This window comes from Entomobacter blattae (assembly GCF_014672835.1).
In the GTDB taxonomy this organism is placed as follows: domain Bacteria; phylum Pseudomonadota; class Alphaproteobacteria; order Acetobacterales; family Acetobacteraceae; genus Entomobacter; species Entomobacter blattae.
In genome coordinates this window covers 1,913,015-1,925,210 of sequence record NZ_CP060244.1, presented here as the reverse complement: position 1 = coordinate 1,925,210, position 12,196 = coordinate 1,913,015, and the positions used below count along the sequence as shown (strand labels likewise).

Genomic DNA, 12,196 nt, shown 5'->3' with positions numbered 1-12,196 from the left:
ATCTGGAAAAACAATAGGGTTAATCCAAAATCTGTGCCCCTTTTAAAGCAGTGCTTGAAATAAAGGGGAGAGGTGCCTTTATTGTAAGAGGCTATTTGTAGAGAGTTATAAAGGTTTAGGGAGTAGGGATGAAAGTGAAAAAAACAGCATGGGTTCTCTTTCTTGGCTTTTCTTATTTATGGACTGTTCCATTAACTTCTCCCTCTTATGCCGCTCCTAAAAATTCCTCAACTTCTGAACCGGTAAAGCTGGTCTATGCTGTTTATAATAAAGGGTTCCATGTTCTAGACTTAAATGCCCAATACAGGTTGGCAGATTGGGGCTACACCGGTCAAGTTCGATTGCATACGATTGGGGTTTTTGGATTTTTTGTTCATATTGATACCTATACCACTGCCAGTGGCCGGTTTTTAAATGACGGAAGCTTACAGCCCGTCTCCTATGATAGCTCTGGCTATTCTCGAGGTACGCTCCGCCATACCGTTTTAGGATTTGATCATAATATTACGAGTGTAAAACTTATCACTCCCCCTGATGATCCGGATCGGGAAAAAATTTCCTCCGCAGAAATGCAGCATACAATAGATATGCTCAGCGGAATGGCCCTTCTTTTACATAAGGTACAAACACAAAATACCTGTAATGGTGTTGTAACATTGTTTGATGGTGTGCGCCTAACCACCATGAAGGCTACAACACAAGGAAATGTGCAAATCCCTGAAGACGATAGAAATGAGTATACAGGACAAGCTTTGGAGTGTGATTTTGTAGGCCAACAAATTAAGGGTTTTATAAAAGATTCCCCTAATCTGGAAAAATTGCGTCAACCTCAAATCGGTAAGGCATGGTTTCAACCTGTAGGAAGTTATGGAAAAATACCGGTCAGGGTAGAGTTTCATCATCCAAAACTGGGTTATATCCTCGCTATCCTCCAGAAAGAGTAACGGAATTCAAAAAATAACAGACCAAAAATAATAAACTAAAAATCATAGGCCAAACTCTGCCTCTGCTATTTTAGTGCTCATCATCCTGTTTCTGTAATGGCCAAGGTCGAGCCGTTAAGGAAGGTAGTTGAGTATTGGGACTTTAATCTCTTTGTTCTAGAATTTTTTGGCCGTATGTTGGCAGGTCTGTTATGGTCTGAGCTACCAAAGTCGCTTCCTTTTCCATTTCCTTGCGTCCATACCCCCATTGGGCAAAAATACTGCCAGCGATTTTTGCATCTCGTGCTGCAAAAAGGTCGTTATAATGGTCGCCGACCATAATTGTCTTACGGATATCCCCAGAGATTTTCTGGATTGTACCAAGCAAGTGCTCTGGATGGGGTTTCATATGGGGAAAGCTATCTCCACCAGAGACAGTAGAGAAAAAGGAATTTATTCCTAAATGTTGGAGAATAGTCTCTGCCGCTTTAACGGGTTTGTTGGTGCAAACAGCCATAGCCCACCCCTTTTCAGCTAAGTTTTGTAAGGTAGAATGGGTATGGGGAAACAAATGGGTAAGGTCTGTAGAGTGGGGCGTATAATACGCCATATAGCGACGTGTTGCTTCCTCTATCAGGGGGGTGGGCAATTCTTCTTCTGAAACAGATTTTGCCGTTGAGAGGATTTTTCTAATTAAAACTTTTACCCCATCTCCTATCATAGCTCTTATCTGGGTGTCAGAAAGCGGGGGAAGGTTATAACTTTCCAGCATATGGTTAGCGGCTACGGTTAGGTCTGGTAAACTATCAATAAGGGTTCCATCCAGATCAAAAACCATAAGAGGAGCTGTGGTGTGAAGCATATGCAGTATTCCGTAACGCGATGTGAATGGAAAGTTCTAAAAAACAGCTATAGAATTCTTTATTAAAGGCTTTTATACAGTTCTTACGGATTAAATAGAATATTTAAAACATGGGAATATGCAATACTATTATGAATAAGCCTCCCCTGAAAAATACAACGGCAGTTATCTTGGCAGCAGGGCTTGGAACTCGTATGAAGTCTTCTCGGCCCAAGGCTGCGCATACCTTGGCCGGCAAAACCATGCTGGAACATTTATTACATTCAGCCAGCCAGGTTTATGAGAATATTATTGTTGTTCTTGGCCCAGAGATGGATGAATTGGCCAGGCTGGCCGCTCCCTATAGGGTGGTCATTCAGCAAGAAAGAAAAGGAACAGCTCATGCTGCCTTACAAGCGGCTCCCTTTTTTGGAGAGGGAGATGTGACTATTCTTTATGCGGATAACCCTTTAATTTCGGCAGAAACCATGCGCAATCTTATGGTGGTTCGCCAAAATAGTACCGTCTCAGTGGCGCTTCTTGCCATGCGCCCAAAAGAGCCTGGACACTATGGACGTGTGATTGAAAGAGATGGTTTTGTTGAGCGTATTGTTGAATGGCAGGATGCTACAGCAGAAGAGCGTGCAATTACCTTATGTAATGCGGGGGTTCTTAGTGCATCTGCCAAAAAACTGGCCAACTGGCTAGGCCGGGTAGAAAATCATAACGCCAAAGGGGAGTATTATTTAGGCGATGTCATTAGTTTGGCGGTAAAAGACGGAGAGCAGGTTAAATCCGTTGAGGCTCCGGCAGAAGAATTACAGGGCATTAATTCAGGAAGCGAACTTGCCCAGGCAGAACATTATTTGCAAAAAAGGTTGCGGCAAGTGGCTCTGGCCCGCGGGGTAAGGCTTATTGCCCCCGATACCGTCTTTTTATGTAGTGATACTGAGCTGGCAGAAGGGGTGATAATCCATCCCTACGTGGTCTTCGAGCCGGGTGTGGTCGTTCATAGGGATGTCGAGATTAAATCCTTCAGTCATCTCGCAAATTGTATTATCCATAGCCAGGCCATTATAGGGCCTTATGCTCGTATTCGTCCCGAGTCAGAAGTAGGAGAGGGGGCACATATTGGCAATTTTGTAGAAATTAAAAGTGCTCGTATTGCTGAGAAAACAAAAATCAATCATCTCAGCTATATAGGAAATGCCAACATAGGCAGTGGCACTAATATTGGTGCTGGCACTATCTTATGTAATTATGATGGCTACTCCAAACATACAACCATTATCGGAAATAATGTTTTTGTGGGTTCTGATTCTGTTATGGTCGCCCCTGTCAGTGTTGGGGATTCGGCCATTATCGCAGCAGGAAGCGTTATTACCCATAACGTCGAGAAAGGCGCTATGGCCTTTGGTCGTGCTCGACAAACCAATATTCAAAATCGCGCTACAGACTTCCGGAATAAAAAATCCATCTTAAAGAAAGAGGGAACACCCTAAATGTGTGGAATTGTTGCGGCTATTAGCCAGACCCCTGTAACACAAATTATTTTCGAAGCTTTACGCCGCCTGGAATATAGGGGGTATGATTCAGCTGGCATTGCCACCTTAGTGACAGACCGTATTGAAAGAAGGCGTGTAGCTGGCAAACTGGATAATCTAGAAAAGCTCCTAAAAGAAAAGCCTTTGCCCGGCCATACCGGCATAGGCCATACCAGATGGGCCACCCATGGGGCTCCGACTGAAATTAATGCCCATCCGCACATGACGGATAAAGTCTGTATTGTCCATAACGGTATCATTGAAAACTATGAAGAGCTTAGAACAGAGCTGACCGAAGCCGGCCAGATTTTTAGGACTGATACAGATAGTGAAGCGGTTGTCCAGTTATTGGATTACTACCTTACACAGGGGAAAACCCCTCTGCAAGCAGCGATTGCAACCCTTCAACGCCTTCGGGGGGCCTATGCTCTTGCTATGATTTTTGCTGGATACGACAATATGGTGATTGGGGCCCGCCATGGGGCTCCCCTGGTGATTGGCTACGGAGAAAAGGAAATGTTCCTAGGATCTGACAGCCTCGCCCTTGCTCCGCTTACGCAAAAAATCAGTTACCTGGAAGATGGTGATTGCGTGGTGATGACACAGCATGATGCAACCATTTACACAATGGATGGTAATCCAGTTGAAAGAGAAATCAAAACCACCGCCCTTGCAGCTGGTTCCATTGGCAAAGATGGTTACCGCCATTATATGGAAAAAGAACTCCACGAGCATCCGGTTGTTGTAGGCCAAACCCTTCAGCGCTTTATCGACCCGACCACCCATAGGATTGTTCCTTTAAACCTGCCATTTGATCTATCCTCCATCCACCGTGTTAGCATTTCAGCGTGTGGCTCAGCATTTTATGCTGGCTTGATTGGGCGTTATTGGATTGAGAATTATGCCCGTATTCCCGTTGATATCGACGTAGCAAGTGAGTTACGCTACCGTAATCCCCCGATGGAAAAAGGGGGCCTCGGTATTCTGGTTTCCCAGTCAGGGGAGACGGCCGATACCCTTGCTGCCCTAAAAACCTTTAGAGAAAATGAACAGCATATTGTCTCCATCGTCAATGTGGACCAAAGCAGCATTGCCCGCCAAAGTGATTATGTTTTTGGCACAGTCGCAGGCCCAGAAATTAGTGTTGCCAGCACCAAGGCCTTCTCTGCCCAGCTTTCGGTGCTGGCATGCCTAGCCATTGCATTGGCACGGGCCCATAATAAGATCGACCCTCTCCAGGAAGAGGAAATGGTTAATCATCTCTTGGAGCTGCCCAGCAAGATCTCTCAGATATTTGTCAAGAAAAAAGAGATTCAACAAATGGCAGAATTTGTTGCTGATGCCAAAACCGTTCTTTATCTCGGCCGTGGAAGTTTTTTCCCCCTTGCTTTGGAAGGGGCTTTAAAGCTTAAGGAGATTTCCTATATCCATGCCGAAGCCTATGCGGCGGGAGAGATGAAACATGGCCCCATTGCCTTGATTGACCAAACTGTTCCCGTTATTGCTATTGCACCCTCTGGCCCACAGTTTGATAAAATCGCCTCTAACTTACAGGAAGCCAAGGCCCGTGGTGGCCGGCTTTTGGTCTTTACGGATCAAGCAGGGGCTGAGCGCCTTCAAACCGTGGCCGAACAATGTATTATCCTCCCAGAGGTTGATGCTTTTGTAGCCCCTATCATCTATACCGTTCCCATTCAATATTTAGCTTATGAAGTTGCTATCAAGAAAGGCACCGATGTTGATCAACCAAGAAATCTGGCAAAATCTGTAACAGTAGAATAGATGTAGCCGTAGAATAGATAAGAAATGAAAAACTGCTTTTTGGTTCTCTACAATTATTATGCCCTGAAAAGCAGTTTTTTAATATTTAATGACGTGTTCATAACTGATAAAGAAGCCTATTAGCGCTCTTACAAATGGTTAAGCTGTTTTTGGCAGAAACCCTTTTGCACTCTCCGAATGATGTTGAATCCAAGCTCTGTTGAAATTGTACCTTCACATACAACCGTAAAACAGATTGATCAGTTTGTGCTCTTCTTATAAGACCATTCTAATTTTTTTGGTCTTAATAAAGAAAAATTTCTTAGCCTCGCTAATATAAAATTAACAAAGCCTAACATAGAACAGAAAAGCACTGTACGTTCAGAGGCAAAAATGGCGAGCAAATATAGTGTTTCCCCTGTTACGGTTGATTTTGTCCTTCTCTATTTGCCAACGGATGGTTTGTATGCCGAAGTTTCTCGCATGGCCGGACTTTTTAATGAACTCAATCGTTTTCACAGAATTCTGGTAGTGGGCCGTTAACAGAAAATTTGTTGCTATCAAATAAAATCACGTCTTAGTCTCTCTATCTTAGAAAAACCCTTTATTAAGAGTAAACCTTAAAATATCGCCAATACTAAAAAGCTGAAGAATCCCAAGCCAATACAGTAAAGAGCGAAAGGGGTCAGGGCCCATTTATCGTTATTTTTAAAATACTTCATTAAAAAGGCTGTGCTCAGCAAAGCTGTAATCGCAGCCAAAATTGAGCAGAAGCCCGCTAAAGCCCATTGTGAAAAGGCAATTTGCACACGCACTGCCTTAAAGCCCTCATGTGCAGAGGCGGCTAAAATAATGGGTAATGCCAGTAAAAATGAAAAACGCGCGGCCATTTCATGGTCGAGTTTTCGTAACAATCCCGCAACAATTGTGACTCCTGAACGGGAAATCCCTGGCAAAAAAGCTGCACACTGAAAACAGCCAATAAATAAGGCATCTCGATGGGTAAGTTGGGCAATGGAGGGCAGGGGGGTACGCTTTTCAAAATCATATCGGCTTTTTATTTTCTCAGCAATCAGCAATACCAGCCCGTTACAGATGAGTAACAAGGCGACAATGTCGGGGGTACCAAAGAGTGACCGTAAAAGAGATTCAAAAATAGCTCCAATAATAACTGCTGGAATGGTAGCAATAACCAGAAGTGAAAGGATATGCCAACTTTCTCGTTGGTGGAACTGGCCATAATGCCCTAATGCCCCTTTGGTAAGGGCTTCCCAATCTTTCCAGAAAAAGAGTAAAAGGGCTACTGCCGTCCCCAGATGGAGCATCACCAAAAATGGCAAGAAGGCCTCATCATGTCTGTCAACATGCCATCCAAATAATGCAGGAACGACGACTGCATGCCCTAAGCTGCTTACGGGGAAAAGCTCGGTCATCCCCTGTAAAATAGCAATGATGACACCTTGAAAGAAACCCATAGAACTTACGCCTTCGTTTATTTGAATTTATCTAATAGTCATAAAAAACTATTTCCTTTATAAGATTGTCTATCAGAGCTTCATCATGCTGAAAAGTGCCTATAATGATTTGGCTGGATTTGAGAAGGAGAAACCCATAAATGGCACAGGCCCATAGTAAAAGTGCAATTGCGTTTAGTAGCCTAGTGATTCTAGTTGCAGGCCTGTTTTGCTTTTATGCGAAAACTTCCCAGGTTAAAGTTCATGGCGATCTTTACCCATTACATGCCCGTTTTGTTTCTGCCAATGGACTGAAACCCCACGATGCTGTTTTAATTGGAGGGGTCACTGTAGGGATGGTGGATCAAATCACCCTTGATAAAAACAGTTATATGGCCGATGTTATCCTGTTTATTAATAAATCTTTAAAAATTCCCGATGATAGCCGGTTTGATATCGACAGTGCCACCATGACATCTGATTATGGGGTTTTTATCCGACCTGGAACTTCTACCAAAATGCTTTCTGAAAATGCTACTGTTACCAATACAAGAGATGCAGCAAGCCTTGAGCAGCAAATTAGCAATTATATTTTTGGCAATGGCGGCCTTCCTGAAGATAACTAATCTTCATTAAAGAATCTGAAAAAACAGGCTAAACTATGAAAAAAGGAGTATGGGACACATATAAAATTGTTATGTGCCCCATTAGAGCAGATCTTTAGCTATAAGCGGCCATTGGAGGACAAGAACAGATCAGGTTTCTATCACCATAAGCGTTATCTACCCTGTTAACAGGGGGCCAATATTTAGCTCCAGGAGGTATGGTGCCAGGAAGAAAAGCTTTTTCTCGTGAGTATGGCCTAGCCCAAAGAGACTCTGTGGCATCTCGCACAGTATGAGGGGCATGCCGAAGCGGGCTTTCTTCCACCTTAAGGGTTCCATTCTCGATTTCAGAAATTTCTTTACGGATCATAATCATCGCATCACAAAAACGATCCAATTCGTACTTATTTTCTGACTCTGTTGGTTCTATCATGAGGGTTCCGGCAACTGGAAAACTCACCGTTGGTGCATGGAAACCAAAATCCATTAATCGTTTGGCAACATCCTCTACGGTTACGCCCGTTGCCTGCTTCAAGGGTCGTAAATCAATAATACATTCATGGGCGACATGCCCTCTTTCTCCACTATATAACACGGGGAAAAATGGGTTAAGCCGACTGGCAATGTAATTGGCATTCAAAATAGCTATTTCTGTAGCCTTTCTTAACCCTTCACTCCCCATAAGCAACATATAAACCCATGAGATTGGCAGAATGGACGCAGAACCAAACTGGGTAGCGGAAACAGCATAACCCGAGCCCTTTTCTGGTTTTTCTGGAAGATAAGGTATTAAATGTTTCTTAACCCCAATCGGCCCCATACCAGGCCCCCCACCACCGTGCGGGATGCAGAAGGTTTTATGCAGGTTAAAATGACTTACATCCGCCCCATAATCTCCAGGACGTGAAATCCCGATTTGGGCATTCATATTGGCGCCATCTAGATAAACTTGCCCGCCAGCCTGATGAACAAGGGCACAGATCTCTTTGATAGATTCTTCAAAAACCCCATGTGTCGATGGGTAGGTGATCATAATGGCTGCTATCGTTTGATGATGTTGGGCAATTTTGGCCTTTAGATCGCTAATGTCAACATTTCCTTTCTGATCGCACTCTACCACCACAACATCCATCCCAGCCATATGGGCTGAAGCAGGATTGGTCCCATGAGCTGAGGAAGGAATAAGGCAAATCGTGCGGTGAAAATCCCCTTTGGCATGATGATAGTGCCTGATGGCTAAAAGACCCGCATATTCTCCTTGAGCTCCAGAGTTAGGCTGAAAGGAAATGGCATCATATCCGCTGAGAAGACACAATTTTTTTTCCATATCCGCAATCATCTCCCGATATCCAGCAGATTGATCATCGGGAACAAAGGGATGGATATCACTAAAACCAGGCCATGTGAGGGGAAGCATCTCTATGGTGGCATTTAGCTTCATCGTGCAAGACCCAAGCGGTATCATGGTACGATCGAGGGCAAGATCCTTATCTGATAAAGTACGCATATACCGTAATAACGCCGTTTCAGAACGGTGTGAGGAAAATACTGGATGCGTAAGATAAGGAAGACTCCGTTGAAGAGAGTCTGGAATAACAGAAGGGAGTGCACCTAACTGAGACTCTATTGTCTCTGCTGCGATTTCACTCTTAAGAGAGAAACATTGCCATAGAGTGTGAATATGATCAGGGGTAGTTTTTTCATCAAAACTAATACCGATACTCTCTGGAGAGGAATGGCGTAGATTTATCCCTGCCTGCAAGGCGTTATGTAAAATGACTTCGGTATAACCATCTGTCTTTACAGTAATAGTATCAAAGAATGTGCTATTTTTAATATCGTACCCTAAAAGCCTTAACCCCGCGACCAGGGTTTTTGTTAGGGTATGAATACGGCTAGCCATAACGTGAAGCCCTTCTGGCCCATGCCATACCGCATACATAGAAGCCAAAATAGCTGGCAACGCTTGGGCTGTACAGATATTAGATGTAGCCTTTTCCCGGCGAATATGCTGTTCACGAGTTTGCAGCGCCAGGCGTAGGGCAGGCTGCTTACGGCTATCAACAGAAACACCAACGATCCTTCCAGGAAGGGCTCGTTTATACTCCTCTTTAACCGCCATAAAACCCGCATGGGGTCCGCCAAACCCTAAGGGAAGGCCAAAGCGCTGTACAGAACCAATAGCGACATCAGCCTGTAATTCTCCTGGAGATTTTAGTAATGTCATAGCAAGGAGATCCACTGCCAAACAGGCAATGGCGTGGTTTTCATGAAGCGAACTGATCGTTGAAGAATAATCTTCAACCTGCCCTGAGCTCCCTGGATATTGGAAAAGAGCACCAAAAACAGAAACAGGATTGAGCTCTTTGGGTGATCCCACCTGAATGTCGATTTCTGCAGTTTCAGCTCTGGTTTTGATGACGGCAATTGTCTGCGGATGGCAATCCTCATCTATAAAGAAAATATTCTTATCAGAACGGCTGACCTTTCTAGCCAAAGCCATAGCTTCGGCAGCAGCTGTGGCTTCATCAAGCAAGGAGGCATTCGCAACTGCCAACCCTGTAAGATCTGAGACCATAGTTTGAAAATTCAGTAAAGCCTCTAGCCTGCCCTGGCTAATTTCTGGCTGATAAGGGGTGTAAGCTGTATACCACGCAGGATTTTCAAGAATATTACGCTGTATCACAAGAGGAAGAACAGTATTGTAGTACCCTTGGCCAATCATCGAAAATAAGACCTTATTGCGGGCGGCTACTTCCCTAACCTTTTTTAGCGTTTCCTCTTCACTTAAAGCGTTAAAAAGGGGAACATCCTGACCTTGATGGATGGAAGAGGGAATAGTTTCATCCACCAGTTGCTCGAGGTTTTCAAGCCCAATCTCCTTGAGCATCTCTGCAATTTCAACAGGAGAGGGGCCAATGTGACGGTCTGGAAAATTTTGTATGCTCATTGGCACGCTCTGCCATAGGTTTTTATCTGGTGAATTCAACATGATATCGATCCTTGCAAGGGGCTAGCCTAAAAACGCGTTTTCTGGGCTTATGCGGTAAGTTTCTTATAGCCTTCCTCATCCAGTAGGTCTGAGCGCTGCTCCGGGGCAGTCAACTTAATGCGTACAAGCCAACCTTTATTAAACGGATCTTCTGCCACCAAATTGGGAGTAGCGCCTAATTCTGTGTTAATTTCAATAACTTCTCCATCCACCGGGGCATAAATATCAGAAGCCGCTTTAACAGATTCTACCACCCCAATCGAATCCCCTTGGCTAAAGGTCGTGCCCACAGCCTGCATATCCACAAAAACTAACTCTCCTAGTGCTTCAACAGCGTAAGGCGTAATACCAACGAGAGCTGTATCACCCTCAATTTTAAGCCATTCATGATCTTTTGAAAAATAGAGTGAAGACATTTAAGTTTCCTTTATTGAAAAATAGTAAAATATTGTCGTTAACGTTTATAATGCGAAGTCACAAAGGGGAGGGGCGTTATTTCAAAAGGAAGAAATTTCCCTCGAAGCTCAGCATAGACAGTATTTCCTACTATACTAAAAGAAGACTGAACATATCCCATGGCAATTGCGCAGGAAAGAGAGGGGGAAAAGGTACCAGAAGTAACATGCCCTATAGGGTTTTGCCCCTGATCATCTGCAAAAAGCTTAGCAGACTCTCTCACAGGAGCTCGCCCTTGGCTTTTTAACCCCACGCGGCGCAAGGCTGTCCCTTGTTCCAGTTGATCTAAAATACTCCTCTCTCCAGGGAAACCACCCGCCCTGGCGCCCCCTTTTCTGCGCACTTTTTGAATAGACCATTCAAGAGCAGCCTCAACAGGGGTTGTTTTTTCAGTAATGTCGTGCCCATACAAACATAGCCCAGCTTCAAGGCGTAAACTGTCACGAGCGCCCAACCCAACGGGTTTGACGTCCTTATGAGTCAGGAGTTTTCTGGCAAAAGGCTCGGCATCTACAGCATTAAGGCTTATTTCAAAACCATCTTCACCTGTATAGCCGGAGCGAGAAATGAGGAGGGGAACCCCATCACGATCTTTTACTTCATAGATATCCATAAACTTCATATTCGATATCTGTGACACAAAACGAGACAACACAGAATCTGCTTTTGGCCCCTGAAGCGCAAATAATACTTTTTCATCAAGCATTTTAACGGAATATTCAGACATATGTTCAAAAACATGAGTAAAATCTTTATTCCTGCATGCAGCATTTACAACTAAGAACACAAAATGTTCTAAGTTGGCTACCATCAAGTCATCAAGAATACCACCTTGAGTATTTGTGAAAGTGGAGTAACGCTGTCTTCCCGATTTTAGGCCCTTTATATCTGCGGGAAGTAAACGTTCAAGTTTTAAAAGGATATCTGATATCGGCTCATGAGGGAGTGATTTATTTTCATTTGTAAATGAAAAATCTATATTTGAAGATTTATGGGTAATGGCCATTTGCCCCATATGGGAAATATCAAAAAAACCGGCAGAGTTACGTGTATGTAAATGCTCTGCAATAATCCCATCTTCATAATGAACAGGCATTTCATACCCTGCAAATGGTACAAAACGGGCCCCCAGCTCTTTATGCAAATTATATAATGGCGTTCTCTGTAACGGAGAAGAGAGAGTTGTCATTCGTAAATCACCCAACAAAAAGTAAACCAATAGCCCCAGACTAAAGTGAACAGTGAATTTGTTTTGAGGATGTTTACGGATACGGACGGATTAAGAAAAACCTCGTGAATTTGACAGGCATAAGACAGTCCTTCCCTAAAATGGTTGGCGTCCCCTTTTCTGTCTCGCTTGCCTGAGATCGTTATCCTTCGGCGGGTCTTAACCTCTTTCCAGAATGGTATTGAGTGTCATGGTTCTTTTGCCTGAGAGTTTCCAAGGGGTGTTGCTCCTTCGGCGCCAATTGAATGGTCTCTCCCATGACCTTGATCATTTCGATAGCAAGTTTCAAAAGGGAAGGAAAGGAAATTTTTAAGCTTTTTGGAAAAATCTCGCATTTTTGATTTCTAATTTAATCTTTCAGAAGAATTCAGAAAATTTTATTTTTTCGATCT

10 protein-coding genes and 1 riboswitch are annotated in these 12,196 nt (G+C 43.7%); of the genes, 5 read left to right on the top strand and 5 right to left on the bottom strand.

Annotated elements, in window-relative coordinates:
* The first annotated feature begins 128 nt into the window (after positions 1 to 128).
* The gene (locus JGUZn3_RS08580) at positions 129 to 944 is read left to right on the top strand and encodes a DUF3108 domain-containing protein (protein ID WP_203413132.1); all 816 of its coding nucleotides are present in this window, start codon (positions 129 to 131) and stop codon (positions 942 to 944) included.
* A gap of 142 nt (positions 945 to 1,086) precedes the next feature.
* On the opposite strand, the gene JGUZn3_RS08575 is transcribed toward JGUZn3_RS08580, so the two are convergent.
* Entirely contained in the window at positions 1,087 to 1,785 is a 699-nt protein-coding gene (locus JGUZn3_RS08575; RefSeq protein ID WP_203413131.1) for an HAD-IA family hydrolase, read from the bottom strand.
* Positions 1,786 to 1,916: 131 nt separating this feature from the next.
* Here JGUZn3_RS08575 and glmU point away from each other — a divergent pair, with 131 nt between their 5' ends.
* From glmU to JGUZn3_RS08560, 3 genes are all read left to right on the top strand, one after another.
* On the top strand, positions 1,917 to 3,266 hold the full coding sequence (gene glmU / locus JGUZn3_RS08570; RefSeq protein ID WP_203413130.1) for a bifunctional UDP-N-acetylglucosamine diphosphorylase/glucosamine-1-phosphate N-acetyltransferase GlmU: 1,350 nt from the start codon (positions 1,917 to 1,919) through the stop codon (positions 3,264 to 3,266).
* A complete protein-coding gene (gene glmS, locus JGUZn3_RS08565; protein ID WP_203413129.1) occupies positions 3,267 to 5,090 on the top strand; it encodes a glutamine--fructose-6-phosphate transaminase (isomerizing) in 1,824 nt (607 codons plus the stop codon).
* 372 nt (positions 5,091 to 5,462) lie between these two features.
* On the top strand, positions 5,463 to 5,612 hold the full coding sequence (locus JGUZn3_RS08560) for a DNA recombination protein RmuC (RefSeq protein WP_203413128.1): 150 nt from the start codon (positions 5,463 to 5,465) through the stop codon (positions 5,610 to 5,612).
* 77 nt (positions 5,613 to 5,689) lie between these two features.
* Here the strand turns inward: JGUZn3_RS08560 and JGUZn3_RS08555 are convergent, their stop codons facing one another.
* Entirely contained in the window at positions 5,690 to 6,544 is an 855-nt protein-coding gene (locus JGUZn3_RS08555) for an undecaprenyl-diphosphate phosphatase (RefSeq protein WP_203413127.1), read from the bottom strand.
* A 140-nt stretch (positions 6,545 to 6,684) separates the two neighbouring features.
* On the opposite strand from JGUZn3_RS08555, the gene JGUZn3_RS08550 reads away from it, so the two are divergent.
* Positions 6,685 to 7,149 carry an MlaD family protein gene (locus JGUZn3_RS08550; RefSeq protein WP_203413126.1) on the top strand — a complete coding sequence of 155 codons (465 nt, stop codon included), beginning with the start codon at positions 6,685 to 6,687 and terminating at the stop codon, positions 7,147 to 7,149.
* 94 nt (positions 7,150 to 7,243) lie between these two features.
* Here JGUZn3_RS08550 and gcvP read toward each other — a convergent pair whose 3' ends face one another.
* From gcvP to gcvT, 3 genes are read right to left on the bottom strand one after another with little or no spacing between them, the layout of a single operon-like run.
* Complete coding sequence (gene gcvP, locus JGUZn3_RS08545; protein WP_203413125.1) at positions 7,244 to 10,120, bottom strand: aminomethyl-transferring glycine dehydrogenase; 2,877 nt, start codon at positions 10,118 to 10,120, stop codon at positions 7,244 to 7,246.
* A 47-nt stretch (positions 10,121 to 10,167) separates the two neighbouring features.
* Positions 10,168 to 10,536 carry a glycine cleavage system protein GcvH gene (gcvH, locus tag JGUZn3_RS08540; protein ID WP_203413124.1) on the bottom strand — a complete coding sequence of 123 codons (369 nt, stop codon included), beginning with the start codon at positions 10,534 to 10,536 and terminating at the stop codon, positions 10,168 to 10,170.
* A gap of 38 nt (positions 10,537 to 10,574) precedes the next feature.
* Positions 10,575 to 11,765, bottom strand: a complete 1,191-nt coding sequence (gene gcvT, locus JGUZn3_RS08535; protein WP_203413123.1) for a glycine cleavage system aminomethyltransferase GcvT — start codon at positions 11,763 to 11,765, stop codon at positions 10,575 to 10,577.
* A gap of 220 nt (positions 11,766 to 11,985) precedes the next feature.
* Positions 11,986 to 12,072: riboswitch (glycine riboswitch) on the bottom strand.
* Positions 12,073 to 12,196: the final 124 nt, after the last annotated feature.